The sequence below is a fragment of the Achromobacter sp. NCFB-sbj8-Ac1-l genome (assembly GCF_052695805.1).
Genome location: NZ_CP199812.1, coordinates 4,301,984 through 4,321,713, shown reverse-complemented (window position 1 = coordinate 4,321,713; position 19,730 = coordinate 4,301,984). Strand labels below are relative to the sequence as shown.

At 66.6% G+C, this 19,730-nt stretch carries 11 protein-coding genes; all 11 read left to right on the top strand.

Annotated elements, in window-relative coordinates:
- Positions 1–115: 115 nt before the first annotated feature.
- The 11 genes from ACUDP5_RS19840 (at position 116) to ACUDP5_RS19790 (ending at position 19,729) form a co-directional block, all read left to right on the top strand.
- The gene (locus ACUDP5_RS19840; RefSeq protein WP_445656989.1) at positions 116–1,735 is read left to right on the top strand and encodes a ShlB/FhaC/HecB family hemolysin secretion/activation protein; all 1,620 of its coding nucleotides are present in this window, start codon (positions 116–118) and stop codon (positions 1,733–1,735) included.
- A gap of 37 nt (positions 1,736–1,772) precedes the next feature.
- A complete protein-coding gene (locus ACUDP5_RS19835) occupies positions 1,773–3,704 on the top strand; it encodes a DUF2341 domain-containing protein (RefSeq protein WP_445656988.1) in 1,932 nt (643 codons plus the stop codon).
- A 12-nt stretch (positions 3,705–3,716) separates the two neighbouring features.
- Entirely contained in the window at positions 3,717–4,136 is a 420-nt protein-coding gene (locus ACUDP5_RS19830) for a biopolymer transporter ExbD (RefSeq protein ID WP_263913655.1), read from the top strand.
- A 17-nt stretch (positions 4,137–4,153) separates the two neighbouring features.
- Positions 4,154–4,867, top strand: a complete 714-nt coding sequence (locus ACUDP5_RS19825) for a TonB C-terminal domain-containing protein (RefSeq protein ID WP_445656987.1) — start codon at positions 4,154–4,156, stop codon at positions 4,865–4,867.
- Positions 4,868–4,903: 36 nt separating this feature from the next.
- A complete protein-coding gene (locus tag ACUDP5_RS19820) occupies positions 4,904–6,598 on the top strand; it encodes a putative porin (protein ID WP_445656986.1) in 1,695 nt (564 codons plus the stop codon).
- 10 nt (positions 6,599–6,608) lie between these two features.
- Positions 6,609–7,316, top strand: coding sequence for a DNA repair protein (locus tag ACUDP5_RS19815; protein ID WP_445656985.1), 708 nt, complete (start codon positions 6,609–6,611; stop codon positions 7,314–7,316).
- 42 nt (positions 7,317–7,358) lie between these two features.
- Positions 7,359–7,835, top strand: a complete 477-nt coding sequence (locus ACUDP5_RS19810; RefSeq protein ID WP_445656984.1) for a YbjN domain-containing protein — start codon at positions 7,359–7,361, stop codon at positions 7,833–7,835.
- 99 nt (positions 7,836–7,934) lie between these two features.
- Positions 7,935–9,011: a peptidylprolyl isomerase gene (locus ACUDP5_RS19805; RefSeq protein ID WP_445656983.1), complete on the top strand. Its 1,077-nt coding sequence runs from the start codon at positions 7,935–7,937 to the stop codon at positions 9,009–9,011.
- Positions 8,944–9,426 (top strand): MbcA/ParS/Xre antitoxin family protein, encoded by a 483-nt coding sequence (locus ACUDP5_RS19800; RefSeq protein WP_445656982.1) that lies wholly within the window; start codon positions 8,944–8,946, stop codon positions 9,424–9,426. Before ACUDP5_RS19805 ends, ACUDP5_RS19800 begins: the two co-directional genes overlap by 68 nt.
- Positions 9,423–9,905 carry an RES family NAD+ phosphorylase gene (locus ACUDP5_RS19795; RefSeq protein WP_263913662.1) on the top strand — a complete coding sequence of 161 codons (483 nt, stop codon included), beginning with the start codon at positions 9,423–9,425 and terminating at the stop codon, positions 9,903–9,905. The genes ACUDP5_RS19800 and ACUDP5_RS19795 overlap by 4 nt, the downstream gene beginning before the upstream one ends.
- Positions 9,906–10,288: 383 nt before the next feature.
- A complete protein-coding gene (locus ACUDP5_RS19790; protein WP_445656981.1) occupies positions 10,289–19,729 on the top strand; it encodes a hemagglutinin repeat-containing protein in 9,441 nt (3,146 codons plus the stop codon).
- Position 19,730: the final 1 nt, after the last annotated feature.

Here is a 19,730-nt window from a genome sequence, read left to right as displayed (position 1 = left end):
AGAAGCTGTAGACGCGGGTATGCGGGCAAAAACCGTAACGGGAATGTCGCAAGCGCACTGCACGGTAGCGGCCGGTGCCAGACCGGTTATCACACAAGGAACTGAGTGCATCGCTATGCATGATTTCGAGAGCAGGGTCGGCGCGCTGCGCGCCATGATGCGACGCGCGCCGGGAGCGATGGTGCTGGCGCTGGCCGCGGGCGCGGCCTGGGCGCAGCCGGCGCCGGCCGCGGACAGCCACGCGCGCCGCGTCAACATCAACGAATACATCGTGCGCGGCAACACCGTGCTGGACGCGCGCGACATCGAAAAGGCCGTCTACCCGTACCTGGGGCCGGACCGCACGCTGGCCGATATCGAATCGGCGCGCGAAGCCTTGCAGACCCTCTACCAGGAACGCGGTTACCAGTCGGTCTACGTGGACCTGCCCGAGCAGCAGGTGGCCGACGGCATCGTGTTCCTGCAGGTGGCCGAGACCAAGGTGGGCCGGGTGCGCGTGGTGGGCGCCAAGCACTATTCGCCGCTGACGATCCGCGACGAAGTGCCCGCGCTGCAGGAAGGCGCCGTGCCCAACTTCAACCAGGCGCAGGCCCAGCTGACCGACCTGAACAAGGGCGCCAGCCGCCAGGTGGTGCCGCTGGTCAAGGAAGGCCGCGTGCCCGGCACCATGGACGTGGACCTGAAGGTCGAGGACAAGAACCCCTGGCACGCCAGCCTGGGCCTGAACAACGACTACAGCGCCGACACCACGCGCCTGCGCAGCACGGCCTCGCTGGGCTACGACAACCTGTGGCAGCTGGGCCATTCGGTCAGCCTGACCTTCTTCACCGCGCCCCAGGAAACCGACAACGCCAAGGTCTGGTCAGGCTCGTACTCGATGCCGCTGGACAAGCAGTGGAGCCTGCAGTTCACCGGCTACAAGAGCGACAGCAACGTGGCCACCATCGGCGGCACCAACGTGCTGGGCAAGGGCTATTCGTTCGGCATGAGCGCCATCTACACGCTGGCGCCGCAGGGCGACTGGTACAACTCGCTGTCGGTCGGGCTGGACTACAAGAAGTTCGACGAAACCACCCGTTTCGGCAACAACGAAGACCGCATTCCCCTGAAATACCTGCCGTTCACCTTCTCGTACAACGGCTACCGCTATTCCGAATCGTCGCAAAGCAGCCTGGGCCTGTCGGTCGTGGGCGCCAGCCGCTCGTTCTTCGGCATGGGCAGCGACTGGAAGGAATTCGACGACAAGCGCTATCGCGCCAGCCCCAGCTTCGCGCTGCTGCGCGGCGACGGCACCCATACCCAGAACCTGTTCGGCGACTGGCAACTGGGCCTGCGCGCCGGCTTCCAGCTGTCGTCCGGCGCGCTGGTGTCCAACGAACAGTTCTCGGCCGGTGGCAGCACCAGCGTGCGCGGCTACCTGGCCGCCGAACGCACCGGCGACGACGGCTTCCTGGGCTCGGTCGAGTGGCGCACGCCGTCGCTGGCCCGCTGGCTGGGCAGCAATGTCAACGAATGGCGCTTCTATGCCTTTGCCGACGCCGCCACGCTGCGCCTGCGCGATCCGCTGCCCGAGCAGGACGTCAGCTACTCGCTGGCCAGCGTCGGCCTGGGCACGCGCCTGCAGGTGCTGGACTGGCTGTCCGGCTCGCTGGACTGGGGCTATCCGCTCAAGGACGGCCCCAACACCAAGAAACACGATCCCCGCCTGAACTTCAGCGTACGCGCCAGCTTCTGAGCGCTCGCGAAACCGTATTCACCCCGGAGTCTTGACCATGCAACGCTTATTGATGCTCCTGCTGACCGTGCTGGCCGGCGTCTTGCCGTCCGCCGCCCATGCCTGGTGGCAGCCTGACTGGCAGTACCGCAAGCAGATCACCGTCGACAGCACGCCGCAGGGCGCGCCGCTGGGCGCCGCCGCGGGCCGCACGCCGCTGCTGGTGCGCCTGCACACCGGCAATTTCTCGTTCGACGGCATCAATGAAAAGGGCGCCGACATCCGCTTCGTGGCGGGCGACGACCAGACCGTGCTGAACCACCAGCTGGAAGCCTTCGACCCGCTGCTGGGCATGGCGCTGGTGTGGGTGGACCTGCCCGAGCTGGCCGACGGCCAGCGCCAGGACATCTGGATGTACTACGGCAACCAGAAGGCCCCGGCGTCCGCCAATGGCCAGCTGACGTTCGACCCCAACTACACGCTGGTCTATCACTTCGACGGCGCCGCCGGCGCTCCGCCGCGCGACACCACCGGCAACAGCAACAATGCCCAGACGCCGATGGCCGCTGCCGTCGATGGCGTGATCGGCCGCGCCGCGCAGTTCACGGGCGGCGCCCCGCTGATGCTGCCCGCCAGCCCGTCGCTGGCCGTGCCCGCCGCCGGCGCCTTCACCTTCAGCGCCTGGGTGCGCGCCGACCAACCGGCCGGCGAGCAACTGGTCTATGCCCGCCGCGATGCCGGCAACGCGCTCCTGGTCGGTATCAACCAGGGCGTGCCCTTCGTGGAAGTGAACGGCCAGCGCAGCCAGCCCGGCCAGTCGCTGACCCCGGCCGCCTGGCAGCACCTGGCCGTGACGGCCGACGGCAGCCGCGTCACGCTGTATGTGAATGGCCGCGCCACGTCGTCGCTGGCCGCCAGCCTGCCGCCGCTGAACACGCCCGCCGCCCTGGGCGGCGACGTGCCGGCCCCGGCCGTGGCCGTGGCGCCCGCCGCCGCGGAAGGCGCCGCCGCCAATGGCGCCGCCAACCCGGCCAACCCGGCTGCCGACGCCGCACCCGTTGCCGCCCCGCACGTCTATGCGCCGTTCGTCGGCGCCATCGACGAAGTGCGCCTGTCGCGCGTGGCCCGTCCGGCCGCGCTGATCCTGGCCGACGCGTTGTCGCAGGGTTCCGAATCGCGCCTGGTGGCCTACGGCACCGACGAAGAACAATCGGGCTTCGGTTTCGGCGGCCTGGGCTTCCTGCTCAAGGCCGTGCCGATCGACGCCTGGGTCATCATCGCCATCCTGGTGCTGATGATGGTGCAGTCGTGGATCATCATGATCAAGAAGAGCCGCAACGTGGCCCGCGTGGCCCGTGCCAACGAGCAGTTCCGCGAGTCGTTCGCCAAGGTCGGCCAGCGCCTGGAACTGCTGGCCGACGACAAGGCCCTGGCCACCCGCCTGGAACACGCCTCGCTGTGGCGCCTGTACCGCGTGGCCATCAATGAAATCCGCACCCGCCGCGAGCAGGGCGCCGACACCAGCTCGATCTCGGCCGCCACCATCGAAGCCATCCGCGCCTCGCTGGACGCCGTGCGCACCAAGGAAAACCAGCTGCTGGGCGCCAAGCTCGGCGTGCTGTCCAACGCCATCGCCGGCGGCCCCTATATCGGGCTGCTGGGCACGGTGCTGGGCATCATGGTGGTGTTCCTGGGCACGGCCATGGCCGGCGACGTGAACATCAACGCCATCGCCCCGGGTATGGCCGCCGCGCTGCTGGCCACCGCCATGGGCCTGTTCGTCGCCATCCCCGCCCTGTTTGGCTACAACCGCCTGGTCTCGCGCAACAAGGAAGTCAGCGCCGACATGCGCGTGTTCGTCGACGAATTCGTGACGCGCCTGGCCGAAGTGCATGGCGAGACCCAGGCCCAGGAAGCCGCCCACCACGGCGCCGCGCGCGCCCCGGCCGCGCGCCCCGCCGTGCGCGAGCCGCAGCCCGCCGAAGCGTAAGGAGACGACCCCATGGCTTCCGTATCCGCTTCCCAGGACGATGATGATGACGCGCCCGTCGACGGCATCAACATCACGCCGCTGGTCGACGTGCTGATGGTCGTGCTGGTCATGTTCATCCTGACCGCCACGGCGCAGATCGCCGGCATCAAGGTGAACCTGCCCAAGGCCAGCTCGTCCATCGCGTTGGCGCAGCCCAAGACCAAGGCCATTTCCGTCAACGACGCCGGCCAGGTCTTCCTGGACGCCTACCCGGTCACCCTGCCCGAGCTGGAAGACCGGCTGCGCACGGAGAAAGCGCTGAACCCCGATTTTCCGGTGATCGTGCGCGGCGACGCCGCCGTGCAATACCAGAAGGTCGTGGAAGTGCTGGATCTGCTGCGCCGCCTGGAACTGGCCCAGGTCGGGTTGGTCACCGGCAAGCCGAGATAGGGGCCGAGGCTACCGCCATGCCGCAACACGCATCCGATACCCCGCGCACCCCGCACCCCGCGCTTCGCTGGCTCAAGCTGGCGGCCGTGGCGGTGGTGTTGATCGCGGCCGCCTACGCGCTGTGGCGCTGGGCCAATGACATGGCCGGCGTGCGCCGCGACGCGCCCAAGGTCACCGCGATCATCCCGCTGCCTCCGCCGCCTCCGCCGCCGCCCGAACCGGAAAAGCCGCCCGAGCCCGAGCCGCCCAAGGAAGAGCCCGTGGCCCCGCCCGAACCCGAGCCGCAGCCCACGCCCGAACCGCCCAAGCCGCAGGACGAGGCGCCGCCGCGTCCGGCCGACGACCTGGCCAACCCGATGCAGATCGACGGCGACGCCCAGGCGGGCAGCGACGCGTTCAACATCGGCGCGGGGCAGGGCAAGGGCATGGCGGGCGGGGGCGGCGGCCGCGCCGGCAACGCCACCTACAGCCAGTACCTCGCCTACGCGCTGCAGAAGATCCTGCGCGAAGACGAGCGCACGCGCAATCTGACCTTCCGCCTGCAAGCCAACATCTGGCTCACGGCCAGCGGCCAGATCACGCGGGTGGAACTGACCCGTTCCAGCGGCGATGCCGACGTCGACGCCCGCGTGGTGGCGGCGCTGCGCGCGGTGCCGGGCCTGGATGAACGTCCGCCGGCTTCGGCCAGCATGCCCATCCGCGCATCGCTGACCGGCCGCCGCCCCTCCTGAAGTGCTGAATTGAACCGATCCTGGAGTGCCAAGAGAATGAAGTTCCAAATGAACCGGTTGGCGGCAACGCTGGCCCTGGCCGCGGCGGGCGCCGCCACGCTGCCGGCCCACGCCGCGCCTGCCCCGTCCGAAAACGCCACCATCAACCTGATCCGCCTGCTGGTGCAGCAGGGCGTGCTCAAGGCGGACCAGGCCGAGGCCCTGGTGGCCCAGGCCGAAGCCGAAGCGAAGGCCGCGCGCGCCGCGCCGCAAGACCGCGGCGCGGCCGCTGCCCAGCCGGGCGACGTGCGCGTGCCCTACATTCCGCAGACCGTGCGCGACCAGATCCGCGACGAGGTCAAGGCCGAAGTCATGGTGCAGGCCAAGGAAGAAAACTGGGCCCAGCCCAACACCTTCCCCGACTGGGTATCGCGCATCACCATCGACGGCGACGTGCGCGTGCGCGACGAATCGCGCCTGTACTCGGGCAACAACAGCAATGAAATCGTCGATTTCGCCAAGCTCAATTCCAAGGGTCCGTACGACCTGAACCGCAACACCAACAACAACTACCCGCCGATGCTGAACACGCGGGAAGACCGCCGCAACCAGCTGCGCATCCGCGCGCGGCTGGGCGTGCGCGCCGAGATCTCCGAGTCGTGGTCGGCCGGCATCCGCCTGGCCACCGGCAGCGACGACAGCCCGGTGTCCACGTCGCAGACGCTGGGCGGCGGCATGGGCAAGAAGGACATCTGGCTGGACCAGGCCTACCTGACCTACCGCCCGGCCAAGTGGGCCACGGTGACCGGCGGCCGCATCGCCAATCCGTTCGAATCCACCGACATGCTGTTCTCGAACGACCTGAATTTCGACGGCGTGGCCGCGATCTTCAAGCAACCGCTGGAAGGCCGCGACGTGACCCTGTTCGGCACGCTGGGCGCGTTCTCGACCGAGTACGGCTCCAATGGCTGGAATTCGTCCTCGTTCTCGGAAGGCAAGAGCGAAGACAAGTGGCTGCTGGCCGCCCAGGCCGGCGCCGACTGGAAGATCAATCAGCAGAACAGCCTGCGCGGCGCGCTGGCCTATTACCACTTCGACAACATCGCGGGCAAGCGCTCCAGCGCCTGCTCGCCGTGGGCCGGCCAGGAAAACTGCGACACCGACTGGTCGCGTCCGGCCTTCATGCAGAAGGGCAACACGCTCTTCCTGCTGCGCAACATCACCGCCAACCCGCTGGACCCGGCCAACACGCCGCAACCGCAATACGTGGGCCTGGCGTCCAAGTTCGACCTGCTGGACCTGAACCTGCGCTGGGACACGCGCGTGTTCAACGGCCTGGGCCTGCGCATGAACGCCAACTACATCCGCAACCTGGCCTACAGCAAGAGCAAGATGGCGAGCCGTTCGCAAGGCAACATCGTCAACAACTTCGGCGACAACGGCGACGTGGAAAGCGGCCCCAATGCCTGGATGCTGCAGGCCACGCTGGGCCGCTCGTTCGACCTGAAAGAGAAGGGCGACTGGCTGGCCTTCGTGGGCTACAAGTACATCCAGCCCGATGCGCTGCCCGATGCCTTCAACGACTCGTCGTTCCACCAGGGCGGCACCAACGCGCGCGGCTACTACATCGGCGGCAGCTACGCCTTCGACAAGAACGTGTACGGCGTCCTGCGCTGGATGAGCACCCGCGAGATCTACGGCGCGCCGCTGTCCATCGACACGATGCAGTTCGAGATCAACGCCAGGTTCTGAGGCCATGGACATGCACATCGTATGGGATGAATCCTGCCAGCCGCGGGCGTTTGGGCAGGGCCGGCGGCTGGCCGCCGCCGTGGCCCTGTGCGCGGCGGGCCTGAGCCTGGCCGGCCCGGCTCAGGCCGAAACCATGGAAGAGCGCCTGCGCACCCAGTTGCGCAGCACCACCCAGCAACTGCAGCAGCTGCAAAGCGAGCAGGCCCAGGTCAACGCCGCCAAGGCCGCGGCCGAGGCCCAGCGCGATGCGGCCCAGAAAGAGCTGGAAGCGCTGCGCGGCCAGTTGGCCCGCGCCAAGGGCCAGGCCGACAAGCTGGCCGAGCAGCAGGGCGCCGTCATGGAAAGCGCGCAGGCGCAGGTGGCGGCCAGCCATGCCCAGCTGGGCAAGTTCAAGGGCGCCTACGACGAGCTGCTGGCGCTGTCGCGCGCCAAGGAAACCGAGCGCGTGACGCTGGCCCGCACCCTGGCGCAGCGCGACGAGCAGGTCAAGACCTGCGTCGCCAAGAACCGAGAGATGTACGAGGCCGGCAAGGAAATCCTCAACGCCTACGAACGCATCAGCACCGGCGGCATCCTGGCCATGAAACAGCCCTTTGCCGGCAGCGCCCGCGTCAAGTTCGAGGAACAGGCGCAGGAATACGGCGACAAGCTGTACGACGCGCAAGTGTCGGCGGCCCCGGCCGCCGCCGCGGCTGCCACCCCGACCGCCCAACCCTGATTTTCAAGACCTGTCTTCATTTCTTCATCTAGGAAAACTGTAATGACCGACTCCAGCCTGATTCTCGACGTCAACGCCGAACGCCTGCAGGAACTGCTGCAATCCGCCGGCTACCGCGTCACCGTGTCCGAGCAGAACGGCATGGTGCAACTGCTCAGCGCCAGCCAGGGCGTGGGCTTCGCCGTGCGCCTGGGCAACCCGGCCGCCGAAGACGGCCACTACCTGGACTACACGCTGAGCTGCGCATTGCGCGTGCAGGGCGAGCTGCCTGCCGGCCTGGCCGAACGCTGGAACGTGGAAAAGCGCTTTGCCCGCCTGACCGTGCAAGGCGCCTTCCTGGTGCTGGAACTGGACGTGATCCTGGCCGGCGGCGTGTCCGAGAACTACCTGCGCGCCACCGCCGAACTGTGGGACCGCCTGTTGCAGGAATTCCTGCTGTTCCTGCGCGCCAACGCCACGAGCCAGGCCTCCGACGCGGGTGCGGCGCAGGAAGAGGCCGTCGCCGAGGCGGCGAACTGATCCATCCGCCGGGCCGGCGCCCGGCGGCGGGGGCGATGACCCCAACCACCGGCCGCCGTTCCGGGTGAATGGCGCATTCAAGCAAGCGAGGTTTCGACCATGACTATTCTTTCCGACAAGCCCACCCGGTTGCGCGTCACCGCCGCCGTGCTGCTGATCGCGGTGCTGGCCGGCGCCGTGGCGCTGATGCGCGGCAATCCGGCCCAAAGCAGCGAAGCCGCGCCCGCCAAGGTCGCCGCGGCCGACCCGGCCAAACCTGCCGCCGCGTCGGGCAAGGCCCCGGCCAACCCGGCAGCCCCCGCCGCCGCGCAGGCCCCGGCCGTCGCCACGCTGGGCGCCGTGCAGGTGGACCGCGACGAGCTGGTGCGCCAGCTGCAAGCCATGCCGCCCGAGGCTCGCGCCCAATTGCAGGGCAACCGCGCCGGCCTGGACCAATGGCTGCGCTCGCGCCTCGCCGAAAAGGCCCTGGTCGAACAGGCCCGCGCCCAGGGCTGGCAAGACAAGCCCGAACTCAAGCGCGCCTTCCAGGCCGCGCAGGAACGCATCGTGTTGCAGACCTACCTGGATTCCGTCAGCCGCGCGCCCGACGGCTATCCGGCCGACGCCGACCTGCAAGCTGCCTACGAACGGGCCAAGCCGCAATTGGCGCAGCCGGCCCTGTACCGCGTCAGCCAGATCTTCCTGCCCGCTGCGCTGGGGGATGCCGACGCCGTGGCCAGCGCCCGCAAGCAGGCGCTGGACCTGGTCAAGCGCGCCCAGGCCCCCAAGGCCGATTTCGCCGCGCTCGCCAAGACCTATTCGCAGGACGCGACCACCCGCGCCCAGGGCGGCGACATCGGCTACGTGCCGCTGGCGCAGCTGACGCCGGAAATGCGTCCGGCCATCGAGCAGTTGAAGGCCGGCGAGGTCTCGGCGCCGGTGCAATCGGCGGCGGGTTTCCACATCCTGAAGGTGGTCGATCTGCGCGCGGCCAGCGTCACGCCGTTCGAGCAGGTCAAGGAAGAATTGCGCGCCGCGTTGCGCAGCCAACGCCAGGAACTGGCGGCACGGGCTTACCTGGAGGGGTTGCTCAATGCAGGAACCGTCAGCATTGATGGCGCGGCCCTCAATGCCGCCTTCGAACAAAGCGCGTCCGCCGCGCAAGCCCAGCCCGCCCTCGCGGCCCGCGCGCCCTGACCGCGACAGCCTTGCCGCCTTGCTGGACGCGCGGCTGGACCAGGCCCTGGGCCAGGCCGGGCCGCCCGCCAGCCTGCAATGCGCCCCGGCGCTGTTGCAGTCGTTGCGCACCACCTTTGCGGGCGAGCTGCTGCACTGGCTGGCGCTGGTGCCGCAGGTCGAGGCCGGCCGCTCGCGCGATCCGCTGCGCGACCACAGCCTGGACCTGGCCGACCTGCGTGTGCTGTACCGGGCGCTGCGGGTGGCCTGGCTGGCCGAGCTGGTCTTCGACGGTTCGGATGGCGCGCGGCGCTGGCTGTGCAGCCCCAAGCGCCGGCTGCACGGCCGGGTGCCGATGCTGCTGTGCCAGCACGGCCGCTACGCCGCCATGATCGAGCAGTGGCTGATCAACATCGACGAAGGAAACGGCCCATGACCGCGCTTTGGCGCTTGAGCAACAGCCAGGACCTGCTGCCGCGCGCGCGCCCTGCCGGCCGCTGGCATGGGGCGGGTAGCTCGGTGGTGGTGCTGGACGCCTCCCCCGCGGCCGCCGTATTCGCCCGCCTGGCGCAGGCCGAGGTCGCGCACCCGCGGGCCTTGCCGCGCAACTACTTCCTGCTGGAAGTGCGAGTGCCGCCGCAGGCGGTGGCCGACCCGCGCCCGCCTGCGGCCTGGCAGACCGACCTGCAGGCGTCCCGCGCCTTCGGCAACGCCTGGCTGGCCGAGGGCGACACGCTGCTGCTGAAAGTGCCGTCCGCGGCCGGCGGCTTTCAGTACCTGCTTAACACGGACCACCCGCAACGGGCGCAATGCCAGATCGTGTCGTCGGTGGCCTACCCGTTCGCGCCGCATCTGACGGGCATCGACGGGGCCGTGCTGGACGGGGCAGGGTGGCTGGCTTCGGCGCGGGATTGATCGGTACGGGACTGATCGGTGCCGGGTAGATTGGCGCGGGATTGATCGGCGCAGGGTGGATCGGCGAGGGTTGGGGGGGGGCGGCACGGATGCGGCGCCCGGCACGCGCGTAACCGGTTCGTCGGTGGGCGCGGGTGATGCGCGGCAAGCGCATGGGTCACAGGTCAATCTTCCTAGGGTCCGAGTCCCGTCGGTTCCACCAGATCGGTTCAAAAATTAGAATCTTCCAATGTTCTGTCTGATTCGGATTGCGTAGCGTAAGCGGGCAATTTCCGGATCGCTGCTTTTGGCTTTGTCGATAGTCCGCGGGGTTTGGGCGGGCTGAAGGTCGGCTGTCGTGGCAACGGTTGTGGTTTCACCCCCTTTGCCGAGTCTTGCCTGATATGTCGACGTTACGCCGCACGATTGCCTGCTTGCTGGTCTTTGCGCAGATCTGGACGCCCGTCCTGGCGCAGACCTTGCCGATTTCGGTAGATCAGAACGTGGGTGGGCAGAAGCCCGTGGTGGGCGTGGCCAATGGCGTGCCGGTGGTCAACATCGCACCGCCCTCGGCCGGCGGGGTGTCCAACAACCACTACACCCAGTTCAACGTCGGCCCGTCCGGTGTGGTGCTCAACAACAGCGGCGCGGCCAGCCAGACGCAGGTGGCGGGGCAAGTGGCCGGCAACCCGATGTTGGGCAACCAGCGCGCCACCACGATCCTGAACCAGGTCACGGCGCCCAACCCCTCGCAACTGCGCGGCATGCTGGAAGTGGCCGGCAATCGGGCGAACGTCATTGTTGCCAACCCGGCTGGTATTACCTGCAACGGCTGCGGCTTTCTGAACTCCAATCGCGCCACGCTGACTACCGGCAAGCCGGTCGTGGGGCCGGATGGTTCGCTGGGCTTTGATATCGCCAGCGGGCGTTTGGCCATTGAAGGCGCGGGCTTGTACGGTGCCAATCTCAGCCAACTGGATCTGCTGGCCCGCACGTTGGAACTGAACGCCCAGGTCTGGGCGGATCGCTTGAACGTGGTGGCCGGGCCGGCTCGCGTCGGGTATGACGGTATCGACGTCTCGGCCCTGTCCGGCGCTGGTGCTACGACTGGCGTATCCATCGACGTGGCAGCCCTGGGCGGCATGTACGCCAACAGCATCCGGCTCATCGGTACCGAGGCTGGTGTGGGCGTGAACATTGGCGGCAACTTGGCTGCGCTCACCGGCACGCTGACCGTCAGCGCCAACGGCGACGTCAAGATTCTGCCGTCCGGCCGCATGCAGGCCGCCACCGATCTGTCGGTGCAGGGCGGGCGCGACATCGTCAACGACGGCACCGTCACGGCGGGTGGCGCGCTGGCGCTCAATGCGCCTGGCACGGTGTCCAATGCCGGCGCGATGTCCTCGGGGGGCAACGCCAGTGTCGTGGCACGGCAACTGGATAACCGCGGTGCCTTCACCGCGGGCCTGCAGGCCGATGGCTCCATTAGCCCCTTGGGTGCATTGAGCGTACAGGTCAATAGCCTGCAGAACGCCGGCACGCTGATGGCCGGTGGCAACGCTACGGTCACGGCCGATGCGCTGGGCCTGTCGGGCGGCAAGTTCGTCGCGGGCGGTGCGCTGACGTTGGATACCACCGGCGCAATCACCAATCGCGCCGGTTCGGTGTACGGCGGCTCGGTGCTGCTGCGTGCTTCCAGCCTGGACAACACCGGCGGCAAGCTCACCAGCGGGGCAGGGTTGACGGTCAACGTCGCAGGCGCGGTCGACAACTCCGCCGGCACCCTGGCGGGCGCCGGCGCGGTGGCCATCACCGGTCAATCCATCATCAACGCCGCAGGCGGCGTCGTCTCGGGCGACAGCGTGGCGCTGCGCGGTCCAGCCGGCATCAACAACCAAGGCGGTTCCGTCCAAGCCAATGGCGCGCTGCGTGTGGAAACGGCCGGCGCCTTGAACAACCAGGGCGGCAAGCTTCTGGGTGGCACGGCCGATATCCAGGCGACCAGCCTGGACAACCGCAACGGCGTTGCGCAGGCGGACGGCAAGCTCACCATCGCCAATACCGGCGCTTTGCAGAACCAGGGCGGTGGCCTCTTTGGCGGCTCAGCGGACATCAAGGCAGCCAGCCTGTCCAACACCGACGGCAAGGTCGTCAGCGGCGGCGCACTGGACGTGAACACCACCGGCAACCTGGACAACACCGGCGGCACCATTGCCGCCCAAGGGCAAGCGACGCTGAACGCGCAAGCCCTGTCCAACACCCGCGGCCTCATTGCCGCAGGCAACCTGACACTCAAGACGCAAGGCCTGCTGGACAACCGTGCCGGCCTGATCCAGGCCGACAACCTCTTGGCTTTGACGGCCGGCAGCCTGAACAACCGCGACACGCTGGCCAATGGGCTGGCCGGAGCAGGCGCCGCTACGCCTGGCGCCCTGGGCGTCATGGGCAAGCAGGTTGCCTTGAACGCCACGGCCATCGACAACCAATCCGGCCGCATCGGCGCGGGCCAGGACCTGGGCGTTGCCACCGGCACGCTCGACAACACGTCGGGCAATGTCTCATCCGACGCCAACGCCAAGCTCGCGGTCAACAGTCTGACCAACGGCAGCGGCGCGGTGACGGCCGGCAATTCCCTGGAACTGACCACCGACACCCTGGACAACGACGGCAAGCTCCACGCCGGCCAGGACCTGACGATCACCGCCAACACGCTGACCAACCGCGCCACCGGCGAACTGATCGCCCTGCGCAACAACACCCTGGTCATCAGCGGCTTGCTGGCCAATGCCGGCCTCATCGATGGCGGCTACACCCGCATCACTGCGGGCGGCCTGACGAACACCGGCAGGATCTACGGCGACCGCATCGGCATCCAGACGCCGACGCTCATCAACGAACCCAATGCCGTCATTGCGTCGCGTGGCGACCTGGACCTGGGCGTCGGCACGCTCGCCAACCGTGAACACGCCTTGATCTATGCCGGCGCAGACCTGCGCGTGGGCGGTGCCCTGGACGCCTCCGGAAAGGCCACTGGCCAAGCCGCGTTGCTGTCCAACGAATCGGCCACCATCGAAGCCGAGCGCAACGCCGACATCGCGGCGGCCAGCATCCAGAATCTGAACACCCATTTCACCAGCAGCATCGTTCAAACCAAGAGCGAAGAGAAATGGTTCTACCGCTTGAACGGCTCCACGGAGATCATCGACGGCGAGGGCATGTGGTTCTGCAACACCGTCAAATCCATTTGCGGACGCAGCCCCAGATGGATGGGCCAGTACGACGAACGGCGCCTGTTGCTGCCGTCGACCCGCTATCCGGAAAGCCAGTACGGCCCGCCCTTTGACTACAGCAGCATTCAGGAAGACCAGCAAGGCCGTGCCGGCGTCAGCGCACCGATCGGGCTGGCGTATATCCCGGAAGAGCCGTCGTGCGGCGGGGGGGACGCTGGGACTTGCGGTGTCAATCCCGCCCAATTTTTCTACAAACCCGACGCCAAGATCTGGTCGGTCTTCGAGGTCGAGCGCCCCACCGGCATCAGGAAACCACCGTCACCGGATGACTGCGGCTTTCGCTGCCCTGCGGACCTGGCCCAGCAACAGGCCACCTACGAGCGCGACCTGCAGCTCTACGACACGTTGAACGAGAAGATCCGCGACTTCAACGCCGACTTCCGCAACAACCGCATGATCAAGGACTTCACCTTCTACGAAGTCACGCAGATCACAACCGAAACCGGTGTCACGCAGAGCGATCCGGGCAAGATCATCGTGGGCGGCAATGCGCGGCTGGTCGGCAACGTCCAGAACGACAAGAGCCAGATCATCGCGGGCGGGGCCCTGAATGCCGAAGGCGGCACGTTGACCAACCTGGGCGCAGAGGGTTCTCGCACTGTCCAGCGCTCGGGAACGATGGTCTATACCTACGAAAAGCGGGACTCGCGTCGCTATGACCGCTCGCCCTATGGCGTCACCGTCTCGGTGGAGAAAATCGATGCCGGTCTGGGGGTGACGCAGCAGAACACCGGTATTTCCCCGGGAGGCGTCGCGCCTGGCGCCAGCGCGATTGCCGCGGCCTTGCCGCCGGCGACGGTCACGCGCGTGTCGCTGCCGGGCAATCTCGCGGTCGCCGTGGTGACATTGCCGCCCGTCATTCCCACCAGCGCGCTGTACCGCGTCATGCAGGCGCCAGACGCCCCGTACCTGATCGCAACCGACCGCCAGTTCCTGGGCTCGCGCACCGTCACGTCCAGTGATTTCCTGCTTCGCCAACTGAACCGCAATGGCACCTATGTCCTCAAGCGCCTGGGCGATGGCTTCTACGAACAGAAGCTGGTGGCCGAGCAGGTCATGCTGGCCACGGGCCAGCGCTACGTGGGTGACTACACCGACAACGAAACGCAATACAAAGCCCTGCTCGCCGCGGGCGCCGACTTCGCCGGTCGCTTCGGCCTGACCGTCGGCACCGCGTTGTCAGAAGACCAGATGCGGCATCTGACCGGCGACATTGTCTGGCTGGTCGAGCAGACCGTCACGCTGCCCGACGGCAGCCAGCAAAAGGTATGGGCACCGCAGGTGTACCTGGCAGTCAGGCCCGGCGACCTGCGCGGCGACGGCACGTTGATCGCAGGCGGCAGTGTCCACATCGACATGGGCGGCGATGTCGCCAACAGCGGCACCCTGGGCGCGCGCAACGCCCTGGTGGTCGCGGGACAAAACCTGCGCAACAACGTGGGAACGATTCAGGGCAAGGCCGTCAACCTGAACGCCCGGCAGGATATCGACAACATCGCCGGATTGCTCAAGGGCGACAGCGTCACCCTTTCCGCCTTACGCGACATCAACCTGACCACCACCGCGAGCAGCGCCAGCGGCGCGCGCACCCGTACGACCTTCATCGACGGCGTGTCACGCATCGATGCGGGCAAGCTCGATGCCTTTGCCAGGCGCGATGTGAACGCCACGGCCGCGGCGATCAGCGCAACGTCCGACGCCGCGATCAAGGCAGGCAGGAACATCAATCTGACCACTGTGACGCAGTCTTATGCGGACTCCGTCCACTGGAAAAGCAAGAACCGGGCCGATCTGTCCTTGAGCCAGGAAGTGGGCACGTCCTTGTCGGCGGGCGGCAGCTTGCAGTTGGTGGCCGCGCAAGACGTCAATGCGCGCGCTGCCCAGGTGTTCGCCGACAAGAACCTGACCCTGTTGGCCGGGCACGACGTCAACCTGACGGCCGGCGTGGCATCGGGCTCCGTGCGTGACGAGCACTACCAGAAGGTCAAGGGTTTCCTGTCCAGCCGCTCGACTCACACCATCGACAGCAGCGCCTACAGCACCGCCCAAGGCACGCAGTTGTCCGGTGAAAGCGTCCTGGTTGGCGGCGGGCGCGACATCCGCATGACGGGCGCGCAGGTCCTGGCTTCCAAAGACATCGTGCTGGACGCGGCACGCGACCTGGCCGTGCAGGCTGGCGTGAACGCCTACGCCGAAGACCACTACCGCCGGGAAAAGAAAAGCGGCTTCTCGGTGGGCGGCATGGGCATCTCGTATAGCCGCAGCGACAGCAAATCGAACCAGCGCGTGGACGGCACCACGCAAAGCGACGCGCGCAGCTTGCTCGGCACGACCGGCGGCAACGTCATCCTGACCGCGGGCCGCAATGCCAGCATCGTGGGCAGCGACATCGTCGCCGGCAAGGCGGCGGGCGATGTGACCGGCAGGACCGGCAACATCGACATTCAAGCGCAGAATGTCGCCATCCTGACCGGCCGCGATACGGAAAACACCCACAGCGACTATTCCAACAAGCAAAGCAGCTTTGGCGTGAAGCTCGTGGGCACGCCGGTGGACACCTTCAAGAACCTGTCCAACGCCGGCTCGGCAAAGGCCAAGGTCCAGGAACTGGCCCACAGCGGTGCCACCACGCCGGGCGTGACGCTCAACTTCAGCCGCAGCAAAAGCAGCGGTTCGCGGGATACGTTCAGCCAGGTCAGCAGCGGCTCGGAGCTGAGCGCAGCCGGCGACATTCTCATCCGCGCCACCGGCAGCGGCGCCAGGGATGCCGCCGGCCGCGCGGTCGACGGCGACATCGCCCTGATCGGCTCCAACCTGCGCGCCCAGGGCGGCGTGGTGCTCGATGCCAAACGCGACATCACGGTCGCTGGCGCGCAGAACCGGTACCGAGAATCCAGCAAGAACGATAGCAAAAGCACCAGCATCTCGGTGGGCAGCATGAGCCTGGGCGACATGGGCCGCGCCATCGACGGCGGCCCCAACGCCAGCGGCGTCAAGACGTTCCCCTTCGGCGCCCAGACCGCCACTGCCGGTGAAACGGCCGCGGGCACCTGGCAGACGGCATCGCTGATCACGGGCAACACCGTCTATCTGAACAGCCGCGAGGGAGACATCCGCATTGCCGGATCGGCCATCGACGCCGTCAAGAACGTGGGGCTGTCCGCCAGCAAGGGATCGATTTCCATCGACACCGGCACGGCGACGCGCGACCACACCAGCAGCCACCGCAGCAAAAGCGTCGGCGACCTGAGCGACGACGTCGGCGGCGCAACCACCGGCATCCGCAAGTCCAGCGGCACGCTGGCCGAGAACAGCCGCAGCACCAGCGGCGCGGGCAGCACCATCGTCAGCCGCCAGGGCGACGTGTCCATCATCGCCAAGCAAGACCTGCTGATCCGGGGCAGCGACATCTACGCCAACCGCGACGTGCTGCTGGGCGGGCAGACCGTCACTATCGAAGGCAGCTTCGACACCTCGGCCTTCCGGGATTTCCAGAAGACCAGCCAGATCGCGGTCACGACCAGCGTCAACAGCCCGGTCATCAAGGCGGTGGAAACCATCGACCGCATGCGCCATGCCGCTCAAGACACCAACAACGGCAGAATCCAGGCAGTGGCCGCCGTGGCCGCGGGCTTGGCGGCCAAGAACCTCTACGACGCGGTGGCCAAGAATCCCGCGCAGATGGGGGGCATCAGCGTCAACGTCGACGTGGGCGCCAGCAGTTCCAGCCAGACCCGCAGCGGACAAAGCAGCACCGCCAACGGTTCGGCCGCCTCGGCTGGCCGAGACCTGGCCATCATCGCCACGGGGAACGGCGCGCAGTCCAACATCACCGTATCCGGCTCGAACCTGACCGCCGGCCGCAACGTGTTACTGAATGCGGAGGGCGACATCCTGCTCACCGCCCAGAAAAACACGTCCAGCCAGAAGAGCGACGGCAAGAGCCGCAACGCCAGCATCGGCGTGGGCCTGACGGTGGGCGGCAGCCAGAATGGCTTTGCCATCAACGTCGGAGCTGGCGGTAGCACCAGCAAGGGCAACGGCCAGGACAGCTCCTGGAACAACACCCATGTGGTGGCGGGGGAAAAGCTCACCATCAGTTCGGGTGGCGACACCGTGCTGCGTGGCGCCCAGGCCCGCGCGGCGCAGATCGTAGCCACCGTGGGCGGCAACCTCGTCATCGAGAGCCTGCAAGACATCAGCAACTACGCCGCCCGTGACCGCAGCGGCGGCGTACAGGTCAGCCTGTGCATCCCGCCCATCTGCTACGGCGCCAGCAGCGTCAGCGGCAACTACGGCCAGACCAAGATCAACAGCCAATACGCCAGCGTCACCGAGCAGACGGGCATGTGGGCCGGCGATGGCGGTTTTCAGCTGAACGTGGGCAAGAACACGGGGTTGATCGGCGGTGTGATCGCCAGCAGCGACAAGGCGGTGGCTGATGGCAAGAACGTGCTGATCACCGGCACCCTGACCAGTCGAGACATCGAGAACCGCGCCAGCTATGAAGGGCAGTCGATTCAACTCGGAGGGGGCTTCAACTTCGGTGGCGGGGGTTCGGGCGGCAAGGACGGCGGCAAAGATGGCGCCAAGGGCGGCGGTGCCGGCAGTGGCAATAGCGCCATCGGCACCGACAACCAAGGCAACGTCGCCGGCGGCAGCAAGGCCACGCCGGGCTCCACGTTGCCCAGCTTCGATGGCCTCAGCGCCAACGTACCCATTGCGATGGGGGCTAATGGTGAGGCCAGTTCCACCACGAAAAGCGCCATCAGCGGCGGCACCATCGTCATCCGGGACGAGGCGGGGCAACAGGCGCTGACGGGGCAGACGGCGGCCGAAGCGATTGCCGCGTTGAACCGGGATACCAAGGACACGCTCAACGCGCTGGATCGGATCTTTGATGAGAAGGAGGTCCGGGCGGGGTTTGAGGTGACCAAGACCCTGGCGCAGGAGACGGGGGCGTTCTTGGCGAATCGGGCGGCGGAGGCGGACGCGCTGAAGGAAGCGATGCGCACCGAGAACGATCCGGCTAGATACGCAGACCTGGAACGGCAGTTTAACGCTGCTAAAGAATGGCTACCCGGTGGGACCTATCGCCAATTTGCCAACGCCGTTTTGGCTGGACTCGGCAGCAATGTGACCGGCGCTGCGACGGACATCGCGCAAAACGCTTTGGTCAACTATCTGCAACAGCAAGGCGCAGCGCAGGTCGGTAAGTGGGTGAGCGAAGGCCTCGTGCGAAATGGCTCACCCGAACATGCCGCATTGCAAGCGATCGTGGGTTGCGCAGGTGCAGCCGCGAGCGGCCAGAGTTGTGGCGCGGGAGCGACGGGCGGCGCCGCTGCGATCCTCGTGAACGCATTGCTGGATAGCACTAGTGGGAATACCAACGCCGAGAAAGAGGCACGTCGCAATCTTGTCGCGTCGCTGATTGCCGGCGCAGCGGCAGTTGCAGGTGCAGATGGTATCGCGACGATCACGAATGCGGCGATTGCTGAGCTGGACAACAACACGCTGAATCTGGCGCACGATCAGGATCTCATCGGCCGGCTGTCGCAGATCGACAAGTTGGATCCGAAGCAGCAAGACGATTTGATGCAGCAGATCAAAGCCGCGCACGCCGCGGGTACGCAGGCAGCGTTGGATCAGATGAAGAGCATCTTCGGTCCCGGCGAGTTGCAGGAAACGCGGGACCAGTTGGAGTCGATGCTTGGCAGTGGATCGGCATGTGGGCAGGTGCCTGCTTGCGCGTTCCAGCTGACGAAGTCAATTAAAGAACTCGATGGCCTGCTGGCTCAGTACAAAACGCAGAGTGAATTGACTCCCAAGGTTGATGCGGCGCTGCTGGCGTTCGACATCGCGTCAAGCGGCGTTCTGGGAGGGATTCGGAATACATTCGTTAACCTCATCAAACTGAGCGCTACGCGTGCAGCGCGCGGTTCGTTGGAGATGACGGTTGCGAAGATGGCCTATGCGGATGGGGCGTCTTGGACGGTGCGCAATGGGGAGGTGCTGCTGGCTGATGGCAAGACGGTGCTGGCGCGCCAGAATCCAGTCACCGGTAAATTTGACGGCGCTGGCGGTTCCTTAAAAACTCCCACTACGATTCCTTACGATCCGGCAGGCACGGTAGTTTTGCAGGGTAATGCACCTGTATGTGGACCAGCATGCGCGGCCATGACGATAACTGATAAGACTGGGAAATCTATCAGTCTGACCGAAGCCATAAACGGTTTCTCCAACGGTGTCAGGCCTACAGGTGTAAATACTATAGAGCTAGCAGAAGCTATATCTAGTGCTGGAGTTTCAAATTCGGTGAACTTATCAATGCTCCCTCACGAACTGAATTCGGCATTGAAAAATGGGAGCAATGTGATTGTTCAAGTGCGTGCTGGTGAGGGGTATCATTTCATGATTGTCGACGGAGTAAAGACCGTAGATGGTATTGGTTATTATATGATCAGAGATCCCTACACAGGCCCAAGAGGCGTCATGCAAAGTATTTTGGATCGAGCGATGGGCGCCGGGGTTAATTCTATTGTGATAGGAAAATAGG

Coding starts and splice junctions, on each gene's coding strand:
- ACUDP5_RS19840 (WP_445656989.1), top strand. CDS start 116: ATGCATGATTTCGAGAGCAGGGTCGGCGCGCTGCGCGCCATGATGCGA.
- ACUDP5_RS19835 (WP_445656988.1), top strand. CDS start 1,773: ATGCAACGCTTATTGATGCTCCTGCTGACCGTGCTGGCCGGCGTCTTG.
- ACUDP5_RS19830 (WP_263913655.1), top strand. CDS start 3,717: ATGGCTTCCGTATCCGCTTCCCAGGACGATGATGATGACGCGCCCGTC.
- ACUDP5_RS19825 (WP_445656987.1), top strand. CDS start 4,154: ATGCCGCAACACGCATCCGATACCCCGCGCACCCCGCACCCCGCGCTT.
- ACUDP5_RS19820 (WP_445656986.1), top strand. CDS start 4,904: ATGAAGTTCCAAATGAACCGGTTGGCGGCAACGCTGGCCCTGGCCGCG.
- ACUDP5_RS19815 (WP_445656985.1), top strand. CDS start 6,609: ATGCACATCGTATGGGATGAATCCTGCCAGCCGCGGGCGTTTGGGCAG.
- ACUDP5_RS19810 (WP_445656984.1), top strand. CDS start 7,359: ATGACCGACTCCAGCCTGATTCTCGACGTCAACGCCGAACGCCTGCAG.
- ACUDP5_RS19805 (WP_445656983.1), top strand. CDS start 7,935: ATGACTATTCTTTCCGACAAGCCCACCCGGTTGCGCGTCACCGCCGCC.
- ACUDP5_RS19800 (WP_445656982.1), top strand. CDS start 8,944: ATGCCGCCTTCGAACAAAGCGCGTCCGCCGCGCAAGCCCAGCCCGCCC.
- ACUDP5_RS19795 (WP_263913662.1), top strand. CDS start 9,423: ATGACCGCGCTTTGGCGCTTGAGCAACAGCCAGGACCTGCTGCCGCGC.
- ACUDP5_RS19790 (WP_445656981.1), top strand. CDS start 10,289: ATGTCGACGTTACGCCGCACGATTGCCTGCTTGCTGGTCTTTGCGCAG.